Raw genomic sequence first — 16,866 nt, 5'->3', positions numbered from 1 at the left:
GGCCGGCCGGGACACCGAGCAGTTCTACGCGGACTCGCGCTCGGGCGAGTTCTGGATCGGCCCCCGTCCGACCCTGGCCGGCCTGGCCGCCCGCACGGGTCTGCGCACGGCGGGGCTCGAGGAGCTCGAGTCCGCCGTCACCAAGAACGTGGCCGCGGACGGCACCGCGGTGCGGCTGCTGGCCGAGACCGACCAGGACGTGGACGCCCTGCTGGCCGCCGTCCGGACCGAGGCCGGCGTGGACCTGGCCGCCGCGGCCGAGGCCGACGCCCAGACCGCCGAGTTCCTCTCCGAGCTGCGCCTGGTCAAGGACGCGTGGGAGATCGAGCGGATGCGCGCCTCGGTGGCCGCCACGATCGCGGGCTTCGAGGACGTCGTGCGGGCCCTGCCGCGCGCCGTGGGCCACGACCGCGGCGAGCGCGTGGTCGAGGGCGCCTTCTTCGCCCGCGCCCGCCTCGAGGGCAACGACCTGGGCTACGACACGATCGCGGCCTCCGGCAACAACGCCACGATCCTGCACTGGATCCGCAACACGGGCGCCGTGCGCCCGGGTGAGCTGCTCCTGCTCGACGCCGGCGTCGAGGACGACTCCCTCTACACCGCGGACATCACCCGCACCCTGCCCGTGTCCGGCACGTTCACGGACGTGCAGCGCCGCATCTACCATGCGGTCCTCGACGCCGCGGACGCCGCCTTCGCGATCGTGCGCCCCGGCATCCGGTTCCGCGAGCTCCACGCCGAGGCCATGCGGGTGCTCGTCGACCGCCTCGACGGCTGGGGCCTGCTGCCGGTCTCGGCCGAGGTCGCGCTCTCGGACGAGGGCCAGCACCACCGGCGCTGGATGCCCCACGGCACCTCGCACCACCTCGGCCTCGACGTGCACGACTGCGCGCAGGCCAAGCGCGAGCTCTACCTGGACGGCGTGCTCGAGCCGGGCATGGTCTTCACGATCGAGCCGGGTCTGTACTTCAAGGAGGAGGACCTGGCCGTCCCCGAGGAGTACCGCGGCATCGGCGTGCGCATCGAGGACGACATCCTCGTGACCGAGGACGGGGCCGAGAACCTCTCCGCGGCCCTCCCCCGCACCCCGGACGAGATCGAGGCCTGGATGGCGCGGCTCCAGGCGTGATCCGGCGCGGAGGGCGCCCCTAGGGTTCGGACCATGGGTATCGACCTGACCACCGAGCTCACCGCCCTCCGCGACCGCCTCCTCTCCGCCGAGGCGGAGCACGCCGACCTCATCTCCCGCGTCCGGGAGCGCCACCGGGCCTCGGCCCGGAACCTCGTGCACTACGTCGCCCTGCGCGGCACCGACCTGCGGCCCCTGCAGGAGGCGCTGAGCGACGCCGGCCTGTCCTCGCTGGGCCGCATGGAGGCCGGCGTGCTGGGCCACGTGGACGCGGTGCTGGCCGCCGCCCGCGCGCTCGACGGCGACCCCGCCCCCGCGCCCGAGGACGACGCCCTGACCTCCGCCGAGGGCCGCGCCATCCTCGCCCGCAACGCGGCGAGCCTGCTCGGTCCGGCCCGCGACGACCGGGACGCGCGCATCATGGTGACCATGCCCTCCGAGGCCGCCACGGACCCAGAGCTCGTGACCCGGATCGCCGAGGCCGGCATGGACCTGGCGCGCGTGAACTGCGCCCACGACGACGAGCAGGCGTGGGCCGCCATGATCGCGGCGGTCCGCCGGTGCGCCGGGGCGGGCCGGCCCGCACCCCTGGTCGCGATGGACCTGGCCGGGCCGAAGGTGCGCACCGGCCCCATCGAGCCGGGCCCGCGCGTCGTGAAGGTGAAGCCCGCCCGGGACCCCTCCGGGACCGTCACCGAGCCCTCCCGCGTGTGGCTCGCCGCCGGGACCCACGACGCCGTGGCCACAGCGGACCGGCCGGACGGCGCCGTCGTCGTGCCGCTCGCGGACCCGGAGGGGAAGACCCTGGCGGTCCTGCAGCGCGGCGACGAGATCGAGCTGACCGACGCGCGTGGCGCTCACCGCAGGCTCGAGGTCGAGCAGGTGGACGGCGAGGGCGTGCTCGTGCAGGCGGACAAGACGGTCTACTGGGCGACGGGCACGGCGCTGACGACGCCGCACGGTCCGCTCGAGGTCGGGCCGCTGCCCCCGCTCGAGCAGTCCATGCGCGTGCACGAGGGCGAGGAGATCGTGCTGGCCCGCTCGCTCGAGCCGGTCCCCGCGGTCGACACGCCGCCCTACCGGATCGGCCTCACCCTGGCGCAGGCGTTCGCGGACGCGGCGGTCGGCGACCGGGTCTCCCTCGACGACGGACGGATCGGCGCGCGGATCACAGCGGTGTCCGCCGACGAGATCACCCTCGAGGTGACCCAGGCCGGCCCTCGCGGGGCGAAGCTCAAGGCGGAGAAGGGCGTGAACTTCCCGGACACGCACCTGGCCATCCCGGCCCTCACGGACGAGGACCTCGCCCACATCCCGTTCGCGGCCCGCCACGCGGACATGGTGAACATGTCCTTCGTCCGCTCGGCCGAGGACGTGGCCCAGCTGATCGACGCGCTCGAGGCCGAGGACGCACCGGACGTGGACATCACGCTGAAGATCGAGACGGTGGAGGCCTTCCGGCAGCTGCCGCGGATGCTGCTCGAGGCGATGCGCTGGCGGGACGTCGGGGTGATGATCGCCCGTGGCGACCTGGCGGTGGAGGCCGGCTTCGCACGCATGGCCGAGCTGCAGGAGGAGATCCTGTGGCTGTGCGAGGCCGCGCACGTGCCCGCGATCTGGGCCACCCAGGTCCTCGAGTCCCTCGCCAAGACCGGCCTGCCCTCACGGGCGGAGATCACGGACGCCGCGATGGCGCAGCGGGCCGAGGCCGCGATGCTGAACAAGGGCCCGTACATCGACCGCGCCGTCACCGTCCTCGGCGACATCCTGGGCCGGATGCACGGTCATGCGAGCAAGAAGCGCGACATGCTCCGGCGACTCGAGTCCTGGTCCCTCTGACGGGGCTCAGCCGCGCGGCTCGTCCTGGGGCCGGGGCGGGTGGCCGCCGCGCGCCTCGATGAGCTTGGCGACCTCCTCCGGGGGCAGGGTCACGCCGTAGGAGCGGTCCAGGCCGGTGGGCGCGGGGTCCGCCTCCGGAGTGGGCCGGGCCGACGCCTCGGGCCCGCCGGGGGCCGGCGCCGCGTGGGACCCGCCCGACGACGGCGCGGCGGCCGGGGTGGCCTGCACGGACCCGCCCCCGGCCTCCTCCGCGGCGGGCGCGGGCGCCGGCTGCGGGGCCGGCTGCGGCGTCGGGGCCGCGGCACCGCCCAGGCCCAGCTCCTGGCGGGCGCGGGCGGCGTGGTCGAACGCGACCACGAGGTCGAAGGCCGTCGGCACGACGGCCTGCGAGGACGCGAAGCCGTGCTGGCCCCGACGCATCGCGAAGCCGATCACGCCGAAGATCAGCCACACCGCCAGGCCCAGCAGCATGGAGGTGAGGATCTGCCCCGGGCCGGCCTCGGGGGCCAGCAGGTAGAGGAACACGCCGATCAGTCCACCGAAGAACACGCCGCGCACTCCCGCGGACAACGCCACCTGGGCGTAGTTCAGCCGGCCGCGCACCCGCTCCACGACCCGCAGGTCCTTGCCCACGATCGACACGGCGCTCACGGGGAAGTCCGTGGCGGCGAGGCGGTCCACCTGCTCGCGCGCCTGCGCGTAGGTGGCGTAGGTGGCCAGCAGCTCTCCGCGGGGCAGGCCCTGCTCGGCGCCGGGCTGAGGGTTGGACATCATGAACGACATGGACCCATTGTGCCCGGCCCGGCGCCCGGGCGGGCGGCGGTCCGCCGTCCGCGGACACGGAGCCGCGGCCCGGCACGCCGTAGGCTGGGTCGGTGAGCTCCCCCAAGATCTTCGTGGCCCGCCTGCTGGGCCTGGACGTCTTCGACCCCCTCGGCGACCGCCTGGGACGGCTGCGCGACGTCGTCGTGCTGGACCGCGGCCCCGCCGCAGCCCCGTTCGCCACCGGCCTCGTGATCGAGGTCCCCGGCAAGAAGCGCGTCTTCGTCCCGATGACGCGGGTGACGTCCATGGACTCGGGCCGGATCATCACGACCGGGCTGATCAACCTGCGCCGGTTCTCCCGCCGTGGCGCCGAGCAGATGGTGGCCGCCGACCTCTTCGACCGGAAGGTGCGCCTCTCCGACGGGTCGGGCGAGGCCTTCCTGGAGGACATCGGGCTGGAGCAGCAGCGCAACGGCGACTGGCTGGTCTCGGACCTGTACGTGCGCCGCATCGTCGGCCGCGGCCCCTTCGGCCGCGCCCAGCGGGGCGAGCACCTCCTGCTGAACTGGGACGAGGCCCGCTGGACGGCGCAGGCCGACCCGCAGGGGGCCACGAGCTTCCTCGCCGCGCACGAGGACCTCAAGCCCGCCGACCTGGCGGACATGCTCCACGACATGTCGGAGAAGCGCCGCGTCGAGGTCGCCAGCGAGCTGCAGGACGAACGCCTCGCGGACGTGCTCCAGGAGCTGCCCGACGACGACCAGGTGCAGATCCTCTCCCAGCTGGACATCGACCGCGCCGCCGACGTCCTGGAGGAGATGGACCCGGACGACGCGGCGGACCTGCTCCACGAGCTGCCCGACTCCCAGCAGGAGCTGCTGCTCGAACGCATGGAGCCGGAGGACGCCGAGGACGTCCGGCGCCTGCTCGAGTACGAGGAGGGCACCGCGGGCTCGCTCATGACCCCCGTGCCGGTCATCCTCCCCCCGGAGGCCACCGTGGCCGAGGCCATGGCGACCATCCGACAGCAGGAGATCTCCCCCGCGCTGGCCTCGCTCGTGATCGTGGCCCGGCCGCCGTTGGAGACGCCGACGGGCCGGTTCCTCGGCGTCGTCCACTTCCAGCGCCTGCTGCGGTACCCGCCGCCGGAGGCGATCGGCAACATCATGGACAAGGACCTCGAGCCCGTCTCGGACCTCGCCCCCATCGCCCACGTGACCCGCGAGCTCGCGACCTACAACCTCACGTGCATCCCCGTGGTGAACGAGCAGGACCGCGTCGTCGGGGCCGTGAGCGTGGACGACCTGCTCGACCACATCCTGCCCGACGACTGGCGGGCCATGGACCTCGACGACGCCGAGACCCGCCCCGCAACCTGACCCCCGCGGCCCGCCGCCGCACGACACCGGAGGTGTGAGCATGACCCAGACCGCGCGAGACCTGCGCCCGGGCCGCGGCACCGGCCTGGACACCCCGCTGAGCGCCAGCGGGCGCCGCGTGCCCCGGCTGGCCCCGAACCCGGACGCCTTCGGCGAGGCCACCGAGGGCATCGCCCGCTTCATGGGCACCCCGCAGTTCCTCGTCTGGATGACGCTGTTCTGCGCCGCCTGGCTGGGCTGGAACACGTTCGGCCCGATGGAGTGGCGGTTCGACTCCGCCGAGCTCGGCTTCACCGCGCTCACGCTCATGCTCTCCCTCCAGGCGTCCTACGCCGCACCCCTGCTCCTGCTGGCGCAGAACCGCCAGGACGACCGGGACAAGGTCGCGCTGCGCGAGGACCGTGACCGCGCCGAGCGCAACCTCGCCGACACCGAGTTCCTCACCCGCGAGATCGCCGGTCTGCGGCTGGCCGTCCAGGAGGTCGCCACGCGCGACTTCGTGCGCGGCGAGCTGCGCGGCGTCCAGGACGACCTCAGGGACGACCTCCGCGAGGCGCTGCGCGCCGAGCTGCGGGAGGAGATCCGGGAGGAGATCCGGGAGGAGCTGCGCGCCGGCCTCCCGGGCGCCGAGGCCCAGCCCCGCAAGAACAAGAAGACCAAGGGCCGCGGCCGGGATGCGCGGCGCGGCGACGCCGGCGCCGAGCCCACGACCACCACGCTCGCCACCCTCGCGGCCCAGGAGGCCCGCGAGGCCGGGGGGTCCGGTCCGGCGGCCGGTCCCGCCGACGGTGCGGGCCCGGTGGACGGGGGCGGCCGATGAGCGCCCTGGGCCTGCCCGTGCCCGAGGTCCGCACCGACCTCGAGCGCCGGGTGCTGGAACGGCTCGCCACGGTCCAGGACCCCGAGATCCGCCGCCCGATCACCGACCTCGGCATGGTGGAGTCGGTCGTGGAGACCGCCCCGGGCGTCGTCGAGGTCGCGGTCCTGCTCACGATCGCCGCGTGCCCCCTGCGCGGGACGATCCAGACGGACGTGGCCGCCGCCGTCGCCGTCGTGCCCGGCTGTGAATCCGTGGACGTTCGCGTCGGGGTCATGGAGCCCGAGCGCCGCCTGGCGCTGCAGGACGCCCTGCGCGCGACTCGGCCGACGAACCCGTTCGGGGAGGGGACGCTCACGCGCGTCCTCGCGGTGGCCTCGGGCAAGGGCGGCGTGGGCAAGTCCTCGGTCACGGCCAACCTCGCGGTCGCGCTCGCCGCGCGCGGGCTCGCCGTCGGCCTGATCGACGCGGACGTGCACGGCTACTCCATCCCCGGGCTCCTGGGCGTGACCGGCACCCCGACGAAGCTGGACCGGATGATCCTGCCCCCCGTGGTGCGGGACGTGAAGGTCATCTCGATCGGCATGTTCCTCGACGCGGACCGGCCGGTGGCCTGGCGCGGGCCGATGCTGCACCGCGCGCTCGAGCAGTTCGTCACGGATGTGCACTGGGGCGACCTGGACGTCCTGCTCGTGGACCTGCCCCCGGGCACCGGGGACATCGCGATCTCGACGGCGCAGCTGCTGCCCGCCTCGGAGCTGCTCGTGGTGACCACGCCGCAGCACGCCGCCGCGCAGGTGGCCGCGCGCGCCGGTCAGCTGGCGGAGCAGACGGGCCAGACCGTGGCCGGGGTCGTGGAGAACATGGGGCCGATGACCCTGCCAGACGGCACCGTCCTGGATGTGTTCGGGACCGGCGGCGGCGCCGAGGTGGCGGAGCGGCTGTCCGGGGTGCTGGACACGCAGGTGCCGCTGCTGGGCACCGTTCCCCTGGACCCGGCGCTGCGCGCGGGCGGCGACGCCGGCGAACCCGTGGTGGTGTCCGCGCCGGAGAGCCCCGCGGGCCGGGCGCTGACGCAGATCGCGCAGCGGGTGGCCGTGCGACCGCGCGGGCTGGCCGGGCGGCGCCTTCCGGTCACCCCGCGCTGACCTCGGGTGCCGGCGCCCCGGCCGGCGCGCGCGACGGCGTCAGGTCGCGTCGACGTCGAAGGGGGCGGGTGCCAGCCCGAGCAGCTCGAGGGGGTCCGGTTCGGTCTCGACGGCGGCAGGGCGCTCCTCGGTGAGGGCCTCGGCGCGGCCGGAGGCCATCAGGGCTGCGGCGGCACCGCCCACGGCTGCCGCCCCCGCGGCGGGCTCGGTCGACCGGGTCTGTGCGGCGGCGGCGCCGGACTCCGCGGCGGCGGTGCTGCCGGCCCCGGCGGGGCGGCGGAAGAGCGTGCGCGGATCCATGTCCGTCAGGTCTTGGCGGGTGAGGCCGCCGTGCACGTCCTCGGCGCTGATGCCCGTCGCCTGCGCCGCGCGGGACGCGGGCGTGGACGAGCCGCCGGCGGGCTCGCGGAGCGCGTCGCGGATGATGCGGCGCGGGTCGTACTGGCGGGGGTCGTACTTGCGCCAGTCCACCTCGTCGAAGTCCGTGCCGGTCTCCTCCTTGAACTGCGCCTTGGCACCCTCGGCCTTGTCGCGCATGACGCGCAGCCAGTCGGTGAAGGCGCGCGTGTACTCGGGGAGCTTCTCCGGCCCGAGGATGACGATCGCGAGCACCGCCAAGATGATGAACTCGCTGCCGTTGATACCAAACACCCTCCGAACTCTACTAGAGCGGCACCGCCCCACAGCCCGGAGCCGCGGGGGCGGGGCGGCTCAGCCGCGGGGGCGCGGCACGGCGTCCGCGATGCGTTCGAGGCCTCGCTCCAGGCGCTCCTCGACGGCGTCTCCGCCGCCCAGCTCGAGCACCCGTGCCCGCTCGGAGACCAGCAGGTGGGTGAGGACCGCGTCGGCGCGCTCGTCCGGCAGGCTGGCCTCCACGCGGTAGGAGGCCTGCGGCGTGGTCAGCTCGGCCGTCCAGCCGTCCTGCTCCCCCGCCGGGACGATCCGGTAGACGCCGCCGCCGGCCAGCCGACGCTCCTGCACCCCCGTGCTCAAGGGCGCGGTCGAGGCACAGCCCTTCGGGGTGGCTCCCACGATCCGGGGTCGGCACTCACGGACGGTCACGGTCGGCTCGTCCCGGCCCCAGCCGACGACGACCTCCACGTCCTCGGCCGTCTGGGCGGTGTCGACGGTGAGCGGCTCCAGGCCGGCCCCCACGAGGGAGGGCACCGTCCAGCCCTGACCCCGCAGCTCCGCGACGGTGCCGCGCCGGTCCGTCGACGCGGTCCCGGCTGCCGGCAGGGCGACGGTGTCCGTCGGGGTCGGGGCCGTGCGCACGGCCGCGGTGCGGGGCGCGCCGGCCACCCAGACCGCGGTGAACAGCCCGCCGAGCAGGACGACGAAGGTGAGCAGCCCCACCACCAGGCGGCCGGAGACGCCGCGGGCGCGCAGCACCGGGGCGACGACGGCGCCGGCCGGACGCTGGTGCACCGTGCGGGCGGCGTCGAGCACGCGGGCCCGGGCCTGGACGGTGGCGCGGCACTCGGGGCAGCGGTCCAGGTGGCGGGCGATGCGCGCCCGGGACGCGGCGGGGAGGGAGCCCTCGAGGTAGGCGTCCATGTGGCGCTGGGTGTGTCGACGTCCCATGCGGCCACCTCCTCGGTCCTCGCGTCCTCGGTCCGGCGAACGGCCTCCCGCACGGCGGGAGCCGGTTCGTGCCGTGTCCCATCATCGGCCCGCCTCCTGGGAGAACACTGGGTCGCGGCCGCGTGCCGGCCCGTACACTGGCCCGCGTCGCCCGTGCCGCGGGCGAGGTCCCGCCGTCGTCGTCCCGGAGTCACCCATGAGCGCCCTGCAGCCCCAGCCCACCGACAAGCACGCGTCCTGGGCCTGGTCGGAGAGCCGGGCCACCGAAGACGACGTCGTCCTGCGCGCCCGCGAGCGCGCCGCCGAGCTGGACGTGCCGCCGGTGAGCGAGGGGACGGCGGCCCTGTTGACGGTGCTGGCGGCCACACGGGCCCCCGCGGCGGTCGTGGAGGTGGGCACGGGCGCCGGCGTCTCGGGTCTCGCCCTGATGCGCGGTCTGCCCGAGCGCACGGTCCTCACCACCGTGGACCCGGACGCGGAGGCACAGCGCGCGGCCCGCGAGGCGTTCTCGGAGGCCCGCCTGCCCACGAGCCGCACCCGCATGATCACGGGGCGCTCCCGGCTCGTCCTCCCCCGGCTCACGAGCGGCGCCTATGAGATGGTCCTGGTGGACGGGGACCCGGCCGCACGTCAGTTCGACGTCGAGCAGGCCGCGCGCATGCTCGCCCCCGGCGGCGTGCTCGTCGTGGTGGACGCCCTCGACGGCGACCGCGTTCCCCGGCCCGCCGTGCGCGACGAGTCCACCGTGTCCGCCCGGGCGGTGGACCGCCTCATCCGGGAGGACGAGCACTGGCTGTCCGCCGTCGTCCCCTCCGGCACGGGCGTGCTGATCGCGGTGCGCCGCTGATCCGCGGCGTCGCCGGGGACGCGGACGCCCCGCGCACCGTGACGGTGCGCGGGGCGTCCGCGTCGAAGGGGTCCGGGCTCAGGCCTGGATGACGCCCTCGAGGCACTCCTTGAGCTCGCGGGCCTCGTCCGCGTTGATCTCCAGCACGAGACGGCCGCCGCCGTCGATCGGCACGCGCATGATCAGGCTGCGCCCCTCCTTGGTCACTTCCATGGGACCGTCCCCGGTGCGGGGCTTCATGGCGGCCATTGCGACTTCCCTTCTGGATGATGTTCCCGTCACGGCGTCCGGCGACCGCGGGAGCGGGCACTGTCCGGACGCCTCCGGCGCCCCCGCACGCGAGCGTGCGCGAGGCCGGTCACATCACCATTATCGCGGATTCCGCGTGCTCGCGCCAAACGATGGCCTGCACCGAGCCCGGCCCGCGACTCAGGCACGCCCCGCCGGATCGCTCCGGGACGGGTCGGCGGCCTCGAGCTCGGCCAGCCGGGCCCGCAGTGCGGCCGCCTCGTCCTCGCGCTGCGCGAGGGCGTCCCGCAGCCGCAGCAGGACGGCGTCCACCTGGTCCCGCTGGTAGCCGGGCACCGCGACGGCCAGCCGCAGCAGGTCGACATCCGCCGCGCGCGGCCGCTCCGGCAGCAGCACGGGGTGCCCCGGCGTCCGCCCGGCCGGGTCGTCGGCCCGGAGCGTGAGCCGGCCCGCGAGGGCGGCGGCCAGGGCCGCCAGCACGACGACGAGCACGGCCACGAGAACGATCCCCTGCGGCCCGCTCACGCGTCGGCCCTCCCCGCCGAGCGGAGCACGCACGCGACGGCCTCCTCGGCCGTGTCCACGAGCTGGACGAGGTCCGGGTCCTCGGGCGAGATCATGCCGCGCTCCACGAGCGTGCCGCGGATCCAGTCCACGAGCGGGCCCCAGAAGCCGCGGTCCACGAGGACCACGGGGAAGCGGGTGACGGTGCCGGTCTGCACGAGGGTGAGGGCCTCGAAGAGCTCGTCCAGGGTGCCGAGGCCGCCGGGCAGCACGATGAACCCCTGCGCGTACTTGAGGAACATGACCTTGCGGACGAAGAAGTAGCGGAAGTCCACCCCCACGTGCACCCAGGGGTTCAGACCGGTCTCGAACGGCAGCTCGATGCCCAGGCCCACGGACTCTCCACCGGCCTCGTGGGCGCCACGGTTGGCGGCCGCCATGGTGCCGGGCCCCCCACCGGTGATGACCGTGTACCCGGCCCGGGCCAGGCGGGTCCCGACCTCGTGGGCCAGGGCGTACTCGGCGCTGCCCTCGGGCGTGCGCGCCGAGCCGAACACGGAGACCGCGGGACCCAGCCCCGCGAGGGTGCCGAAGCCCTCGACGAACTCCGCCTGGATGCGCAGCACCCTCCAGGCCTCGGACGTCGTCGAGGCGATGTCGGCGGCGGGCTGGGTCGCGTCGCCGGGCTGCCGGCCGTCGAGGAGGAGCTGGTCGAACGTGGGGGTGCGCTCCGCCTCTCCGCGCAGGACCTGCCCGCCGCGGCGGACGCGCTGGGGCGCGGCGGCGACGTCGCCGTCGAGGGGGTGCTCATGTGGGGCCATGGCGCCAGCCTAACGAGCCGGCGGGCCGCCAGGGCCGGCGTCCCACGGCGCACCGCACCGGATGTGACGTGCGCTATATTCCACTGGCATGACGCAGATCACGCCTGAGCAGCCCCACGGCGCCCACCTCCCCGACGAGGCCGGTGTGCGGCGCCGTCGCGGTGCCGCGGGCGATGACCTGATCGTCCTCGAGGGCGTCAACAAGCACTTCGGCGACTTCCACGCCCTGAAGCAGATCGACCTGCGGATCCCGCGCGGCCAGGTGGCGATCGTCCTCGGCCCGTCCGGCTCCGGCAAGTCGACGCTGTGCCGCACGATCAACCGGCTCGAGACCATCGACGACGACGGCGGCCGCATCCTGATCGACGGGCGGCCGCTCCCCACCGAGGGCAGGCAGCTCGCCCAGCTGCGCGCCGAGATCGGCATGGTCTTCCAGTCCTTCAACCTCTTCGCGCACAAGTCGATCCTGGAGAACGTGACCCTCGGGCCCATCAAGGTGAAGGGCAAGCGCCGGGCGGACGCCGAGCGGCACGCCATGGAGCTGCTCGAGCGCGTGGGCGTGGCCGCCCAGGCCAGGAAGATGCCGGCCCAGCTCTCCGGCGGGCAGCAGCAGCGCGTGGCCATCGCCCGCGCCCTGGCGATGGAGCCGAAGGCCCTGCTCTTCGACGAGCCGACCTCCGCCCTCGACCCCGAGATGGTGCAGGAGGTCCTCGACGTCATGGTCCAGCTCGCCGAGGGCGGCATGACCATGGTCGTGGTCACCCATGAGATGGGCTTCGCCCGCAAGGCCGGGGACCGCGTGGTCTTCATGGCCGACGGCGCCATCCTCGAGGACACCGACCCCGACACCTTCTTCACGAACCCCCGACACGAGCGCGCCCAGGACTTCCTGGGCAAGATCCTCGCGCACTGACCCCGTCCCCCGTCGCACCCCATCCGCACCGAACCAGAGGAGAGCACCATGCTCCGCACGAAGCTCCTGACCCTGTCCGCCGTCACCGCCGCGGCCGCGCTGTCCCTCACCGCCTGCGCCCCCTCCTCGTCGCAGGGCGGCGGTGGCGACGCCGCCGGCTCGTCCTCGGCCGGCGAGTCGACGTCGTCCGGCTCCGGCGAGCGCCTGCGCATCGGCATCAAGTTCGACCAGCCGGGCCTGGGCTACCGCGAGGGCTCGGCCCAGCCCACCGGCTTCGACACGGACGTGGCCCGCTACGTGGCGGACAAGCTCGGCGTGGCCGAGAAGGACATCGAGTGGGTCCAGACCCCGTCCGCGAACCGGGAGAACGCCCTGGAGAACGGCGAGGTCGACATGATCTTCGCGACGTACTCCATCACGGACGCCCGCAAGGAGCGCGTCGACTTCGCGGGCCCGTACTTCGTGGCCGGCCAGGACCTGCTGGTCCGCGCGGACGACACCGCGATCACCGGCCCCGAGTCCCTCGACGGGAAGAACCTCTGCTCCGTCACCGGCTCCACCTCGGCCCAGAAGATCAAGGACCAGTTCGCCTCCGGCGTGAACCTGGTGGAGCAGGGCGGCTACGCCGAATGCGTGACCTACCTCGAGTCCGGCCAGGTGGACGCCGTGACCACGGACGACATCATCCTCGCGGGCCTGGCCGCCGCCGACGCCAACAAGGGCAAGTTCAAGGTCGTCGGCAACACCTTCACCACGGAGCGCTACGGCGTCGGCCTGCCGAAGGACTCGGAGCGGTGCGAGGACATCAACGAAGCCATCAAGGAGATGAAGGACTCCGGCGAGTGGAAGAAGGCCCTCGAGTCCAACACCGAGGGCACGGGCTACACCTACGACGAGACGCTGAACTCCGGCGAGGACGCCGAGTTCGAGCCCTGCGCCTGACAGCCCCGCCGCCGGTCGGGCCGAGGACGTGACCTGAACCGTCACCCTCGGCCCGCCCGGCCGCTCCCCTGCCCGTCAGCCCTGTCCCGACCCTCGGAGAAGACATGGAATCGATCTCCTCGCTCCTCGCGGACTACGGCGCGGACATCCCGCTCGCGTTCTGGACGAACATCAGGCTCGCGTTCCTCGCGACCCTCGGCTCGTTCGTCCTCGGCGTGGTGCTCGCCCTGTTCCGCATCTCGCCCGTCCCCTCGCTGCGCGCCCTCGGCACCGGCTACGTCAACGTGGTCCGCAACACCCCGCTCACGATCATCATGCTGCTCGGCGTGCTCGCCGTCTGGGGACAGCTGAAGATCAGCTTCTCGTCCGACTTCACGCTGAACTTCTTCATCTACGCCGTGATCGCCCTCTCGCTCTACCACGCGGCGTTCATGTGCGAGGCGATCCGCTCCGGCGTCAACACCGTCCCGCTCGGGCAGGCCGAGGCCGCCCGCTCCATCGGCCTGGGCTTCCTGCCCGCGGCCCGCCACGTGATCCTGCCCCAGGCGCTGCGCGGGGCCATCACCCCGCTGGGCAACACCGTGATCGCGCTGACCAAGAACACCACCGTCGCCGCCGCGGCGTCGGTGGCGGAGGCCTCGGGCCTGATGAAGCGCATGATCGAGTTCAGCCCGGACTTGATGGTGGCGATCTTCCTGACCTTCGCGATCGGCTTCTGCCTGATCGTCATCCCCATCGGCCTGCTGACCACGTGGGCCTCGGAGAAATGGGCGGTGGCCCGATGAGCGCCCAGGCCTCCGTCCTCTTCGACGCCCCGGGCCCGATCGCCCGCCGGCGGATCCTCCTCGCCAACCTCGTCTCCCTCGCCGCGGTCCTGACCGTGGCGGTGCTCGTCCTGATCCAGATGAACGCCACCGGCCAGCTCTCCGGCCGCCGCTGGCTGGCCGCCGTCGACGGCAACGCGTGGCGGAACTACTACCTGCCGGGCCTGCAGTTCACCCTGCAGTCCGCGGGCATCGCCGTGGTCACCTCCGTGGTGTTCGGCCTGGTGTTCGGCTTCCTGCGGCTGGCCCCGGTCGGCCCGATGCGCTGGCTGGCCGCCGTCGTCGTCGAGTTCTTCCGGGCCGTGCCGGTGCTCGTGATGATGGTGTTCTTCTACCAGCTGTTCGCACAGGTCGCGCGCACCGGGGCGATCCAGCCCCAGGACGGCCCGTACTACGCGGTGATCGCGGCGCTGACCCTGTACAACGGGTCCGTGATCGCGGAGCTGGTGCGCTCCGGGGTGCGCTCGCTGCCGCGCGGCCAGCGCGAGGCGGCCGCGGCGGTGGGCATGACGAGCACCCAGTCCCTGCGGCTCGTGGAGGTGCCCCAGGCCCTCATCGCCATGCTGCCCTCACTGCTGAGCCAGTTCGTGGTGATCCTCAAGGACTCGGCGCTGGGCTACCTCATCGGCTTCTTCGAACTCCTGCAGTACGCCCGCCAACTCGGCTCCGGCAACGGCAACATCCTGCAGTCCCTCGTGGTGGCCGCGATGATCTTCATCGTGATCAACTTCCTCCTCACCTGGGCGGCCACCCGGCTCTCGCGGCGGCTGTCGTCGCGGACGGCCGGCGACGCCAGCACCCCCACGACCCCGCGCGTCGGGGCGCCCACGGACACAGCGGGCTGACCGGGCGGCGGGCGAGGCGGGCCCGCGGGTCGGGCGGCTGGCACCGGCCGACGTCGTCGGGTCAGCCGGCCAGCCAGGCCGTGAGCGCCGCGAGGCACGCGTGGACCGCCTCGCGGGACACGTGCTCGTCGTCCGTGTGGGCCAGCAGGGCGTCTCCGGGGCCGAAGTTGACCGCGGGCACGCCCAGCTGGGAGAACCGGGCCACGTCCGTCCACCCGTACTTGGGCTGGGGCTCTCCCCCGACGGCGGCGACGAACGCGGCGGCGGCCGGTCGGTCCAGACCGGGGCGGGCGGCGGGCGAGGCGTCGTCGATCCGCACCTGGGCGTCCCAGTCCACGCCGGCCCCCTCCAGCACCGCGCGCACGTGCGCGTGAGCCTGCTCGAGGGTCTTGTCCGGAGCGAACCGGTAGTTCAGGTCCACGGACGCCTCGTCCGGGATGACGTTGCCCGCGACGCCGCCGGCCACGCGGATCGCGTGCAGCCCCTCGCGGTACTCCAGGCCCTCCACCGTGACCGTGGCCGGCTCGTACGCCGCCAGGGCGGTGAGCACGGGGGCCAGCTTGTGGATCGCGTTGTCGCCGCGCCAGGCGCGGCCCGAGTGCGCCGCGACACCGGAGAAGGTGACGCGGTACCGGCACGTGCCGTTGCAGCCGCCCTCCACGACGCCGTCGGTCGGCTCGAGCAGCACCGCGAAGTCGCCCTCCAGCAGCTCGGGGGCCTGGCGGGCCACGCGGGCGAGGCCCGACAGGTCCGAGGAGACCTCCTCGTGGTCGTAGAACACCCACGTGACGTCGTGCACGGGGGTCGGGCCGTCCGCGCGGCCGAAGCGGCCGGCCAGGGCCAGCTGCACGGCGACGCCGGACTTCATGTCCACGGCCCCGCGGCCGTACAGCACGTCCCCGTCCCACGCCGAGGGCACGGTCCCGCGCGAGCCCGGCACGGTGGGCAGGGGCACCGTGTCCAGGTGCCCGGCGAGGATCACGCGGGTCGGCCGCCCCAGAGCGGTGCGGGCGACGACGGCGTCGCCGAACCGCCGCACCTCGAGGCCGCCGAGGGCGCGCAGGGCCTGCTCGACGGCGTCGGCCAGCGGCCCCTCCTCCCCCGAGACGGAGCGCACGTCCAGCAGGATGGCGGTGAGCGCCGCGACGTCGAGGTCCGGATCGGCGAGGTCGGGCAGGGGCACGGGGGTGAGACTCATGTGTCCAGTCTACGGACGGGCCTCTCGCCGCCCTGCAGCGTGCCCCGGCCGCTCATTAGGCTGAGGCGCATGACCCAGACCGCTGCACAGCAGCCCTCCCCCCGTCTCGTCTCCGGCCACGGCCTGGCCACCACGGCCGCCGACGGCGCCGTCCTGGACGTGTGGTTCCCCGCGCCCGTGGCCGGTCCGCTCTCCGCTGCGGACGCCTCGCTGCGCGACACCCTGCGCGCCCTCGCCGCGGACGACGCGGACCGCGGGACCACGCAGGCCGTCGTCGAGCTGGAGGTCGACCTGGACGCCGCCCCGGCCTCCACCGCGGACGCGTGGCTGCGCCTGCACGTGCTCTCGCACCGCCTGGTGCGGCCGAACGAGCTCAACCTCGACGGCGTCTTCGGGCTGCTCACCAACGTGGTGTGGACGAACCACGGACCCTGCGCGGTCGCGGACTTCGAGCTGACGCGGGCGAGGCTGCGTGCCCGCGGCGCCGTGCAGGTGTACGGCGTGGACAAGTTCCCGCGCATGACGGACTACGTCGTGCCCTCCGGGGTGCGCATCGGCGACGCGGACCGGGTGCGCCTGGGCGCCCACCTGGCCGAGGGGACGACCGTGATGCACGAGGGCTTCGTGAACTTCAACGCGGGCACCCTGGGGCATTCGATGGTGGAGGGCCGGATCTCGGCCGGAGTCGTGGTGGGCGACGGGTCCGACGTCGGAGGCGGCGCGTCCATCATGGGCACGCTCTCCGGCGGCGGCACCCAGCGGATCGTGATCGGCGAGCACGTGCTGCTCGGCGCGAACTCCGGCGTGGGCATCTCCGTCGGCGACGACTGCGTGGTCGAGGCCGGTCTGTACGTCACCGCAGGCACGCGCGTGAGCGTGCTGCAGGACGGCGAGGCGGCGCGGACCGTGAAGGCCGTGGACCTCTCCGGCGTGCCGAACCTGCTGTTCCGCCGCAACTCCACCACGGGCGGGGTCGAGGCCCTCCCCCGCGCCGGCCGGACCGTCGAACTGAACGCGGCGCTGCACGCGAACTGACCCGGCACACCCGGCCCTCCCCTCCCC

18 protein-coding genes are annotated in these 16,866 nt (G+C 74.2%); 11 read left to right on the top strand and 7 right to left on the bottom strand.

The window, feature by feature from the left end:
* Positions 1 to 1,129, top strand: a 1,129-nt coding sequence (locus QL983_RS05760; RefSeq protein WP_290151758.1) for a M24B family metallopeptidase, incomplete at its 5' end; no start/stop codon positions are given.
* A 33-nt stretch (positions 1,130 to 1,162) separates the two neighbouring features.
* A complete protein-coding gene (locus tag QL983_RS05755) occupies positions 1,163 to 2,968 on the top strand; it encodes a pyruvate kinase (RefSeq protein WP_290151754.1) in 1,806 nt (601 codons plus the stop codon).
* Positions 2,969 to 2,974: 6 nt separating this feature from the next.
* Here QL983_RS05755 and QL983_RS05750 read toward each other — a convergent pair whose 3' ends face one another.
* Positions 2,975 to 3,751, bottom strand: a complete 777-nt coding sequence (locus tag QL983_RS05750; protein ID WP_290151752.1) for a general stress protein — start codon at positions 3,749 to 3,751, stop codon at positions 2,975 to 2,977.
* A 92-nt stretch (positions 3,752 to 3,843) separates the two neighbouring features.
* Here QL983_RS05750 and QL983_RS05745 point away from each other — a divergent pair, with 92 nt between their 5' ends.
* The 3 genes from QL983_RS05745 to QL983_RS05735 are packed head-to-tail and all read left to right on the top strand — an operon-like array spanning position 3,844 to position 7,077.
* On the top strand, positions 3,844 to 5,112 hold the full coding sequence (locus QL983_RS05745; protein WP_036339212.1) for a CBS domain-containing protein: 1,269 nt from the start codon (positions 3,844 to 3,846) through the stop codon (positions 5,110 to 5,112).
* A 40-nt stretch (positions 5,113 to 5,152) separates the two neighbouring features.
* Positions 5,153 to 5,932, top strand: a complete 780-nt coding sequence (locus tag QL983_RS05740) for a DUF1003 domain-containing protein (RefSeq protein WP_290151749.1) — start codon at positions 5,153 to 5,155, stop codon at positions 5,930 to 5,932.
* Positions 5,929 to 7,077, top strand: coding sequence for a P-loop NTPase (locus tag QL983_RS05735; RefSeq protein ID WP_060973497.1), 1,149 nt, complete (start codon positions 5,929 to 5,931; stop codon positions 7,075 to 7,077). The genes QL983_RS05740 and QL983_RS05735 overlap by 4 nt, the downstream gene beginning before the upstream one ends.
* Positions 7,078 to 7,116: 39 nt before the next feature.
* Here the strand turns inward: QL983_RS05735 and QL983_RS05730 are convergent, their stop codons facing one another.
* Positions 7,117 to 7,728 (bottom strand): preprotein translocase subunit TatA, encoded by a 612-nt coding sequence (locus tag QL983_RS05730; protein ID WP_069941887.1) that lies wholly within the window; start codon positions 7,726 to 7,728, stop codon positions 7,117 to 7,119.
* 60 nt (positions 7,729 to 7,788) lie between these two features.
* Positions 7,789 to 8,661: a zf-HC2 domain-containing protein gene (locus tag QL983_RS05725; protein ID WP_069941888.1), complete on the bottom strand. Its 873-nt coding sequence runs from the start codon at positions 8,659 to 8,661 to the stop codon at positions 7,789 to 7,791.
* A gap of 196 nt (positions 8,662 to 8,857) precedes the next feature.
* Between QL983_RS05725 and QL983_RS05720 the strand changes: the two genes are divergently transcribed.
* On the top strand, positions 8,858 to 9,508 hold the full coding sequence (locus QL983_RS05720) for a class I SAM-dependent methyltransferase (protein ID WP_036316483.1): 651 nt from the start codon (positions 8,858 to 8,860) through the stop codon (positions 9,506 to 9,508).
* Between the two features lie 78 nt (positions 9,509 to 9,586).
* On the opposite strand, the gene QL983_RS05715 is transcribed toward QL983_RS05720, so the two are convergent.
* The 3 genes from QL983_RS05715 to QL983_RS05705 form a co-directional block, all read right to left on the bottom strand.
* Positions 9,587 to 9,757, bottom strand: a complete 171-nt coding sequence (locus QL983_RS05715) for a DUF3117 domain-containing protein (RefSeq protein ID WP_002855133.1) — start codon at positions 9,755 to 9,757, stop codon at positions 9,587 to 9,589.
* A gap of 180 nt (positions 9,758 to 9,937) precedes the next feature.
* On the bottom strand, positions 9,938 to 10,282 hold the full coding sequence (locus QL983_RS05710; protein ID WP_290151744.1) for a cell division protein DivIVA: 345 nt from the start codon (positions 10,280 to 10,282) through the stop codon (positions 9,938 to 9,940).
* Positions 10,279 to 11,082, bottom strand: coding sequence for a TIGR00730 family Rossman fold protein (locus QL983_RS05705; protein WP_290151741.1), 804 nt, complete (start codon positions 11,080 to 11,082; stop codon positions 10,279 to 10,281). Before QL983_RS05705 ends, QL983_RS05710 begins: the two co-directional genes overlap by 4 nt.
* Positions 11,083 to 11,260: 178 nt before the next feature.
* Between QL983_RS05705 and QL983_RS05700 the strand changes: the two genes are divergently transcribed.
* The 4 genes from QL983_RS05700 to QL983_RS05685 all read left to right on the top strand — a co-directional run bounded on the left by QL983_RS05700 (position 11,261) and on the right by QL983_RS05685 (position 14,606).
* Positions 11,261 to 11,995, top strand: a complete 735-nt coding sequence (locus QL983_RS05700) for an amino acid ABC transporter ATP-binding protein (RefSeq protein ID WP_290151760.1) — start codon at positions 11,261 to 11,263, stop codon at positions 11,993 to 11,995.
* A 48-nt stretch (positions 11,996 to 12,043) separates the two neighbouring features.
* On the top strand, positions 12,044 to 12,937 hold the full coding sequence (locus QL983_RS05695; protein ID WP_134415709.1) for a glutamate ABC transporter substrate-binding protein: 894 nt from the start codon (positions 12,044 to 12,046) through the stop codon (positions 12,935 to 12,937).
* A gap of 104 nt (positions 12,938 to 13,041) precedes the next feature.
* On the top strand, positions 13,042 to 13,722 hold the full coding sequence (locus QL983_RS05690; RefSeq protein ID WP_290151738.1) for an ABC transporter permease subunit: 681 nt from the start codon (positions 13,042 to 13,044) through the stop codon (positions 13,720 to 13,722).
* On the top strand, positions 13,719 to 14,606 hold the full coding sequence (locus tag QL983_RS05685) for an amino acid ABC transporter permease (protein WP_290151736.1): 888 nt from the start codon (positions 13,719 to 13,721) through the stop codon (positions 14,604 to 14,606). Before QL983_RS05690 ends, QL983_RS05685 begins: the two co-directional genes overlap by 4 nt.
* A gap of 61 nt (positions 14,607 to 14,667) precedes the next feature.
* On the opposite strand, the gene dapE is transcribed toward QL983_RS05685, so the two are convergent.
* Positions 14,668 to 15,804: a succinyl-diaminopimelate desuccinylase gene (gene dapE / locus QL983_RS05680; RefSeq protein WP_069941892.1), complete on the bottom strand. Its 1,137-nt coding sequence runs from the start codon at positions 15,802 to 15,804 to the stop codon at positions 14,668 to 14,670.
* A gap of 69 nt (positions 15,805 to 15,873) precedes the next feature.
* Between dapE and dapD the strand changes: the two genes are divergently transcribed.
* Positions 15,874 to 16,839, top strand: a complete 966-nt coding sequence (dapD, locus tag QL983_RS05675) for a 2,3,4,5-tetrahydropyridine-2,6-dicarboxylate N-succinyltransferase (RefSeq protein WP_036382673.1) — start codon at positions 15,874 to 15,876, stop codon at positions 16,837 to 16,839.
* Positions 16,840 to 16,866: the final 27 nt, after the last annotated feature.

It is taken from the genome of Micrococcus sp. APC 4021 (assembly GCF_030407635.1).
Classification (GTDB): domain Bacteria; phylum Actinomycetota; class Actinomycetes; order Actinomycetales; family Micrococcaceae; genus Micrococcus; species Micrococcus luteus.
The sequence above is the reverse complement of the archived record's forward strand: the minus strand, read 5'-3'. Positions and strand labels throughout refer to the sequence as shown.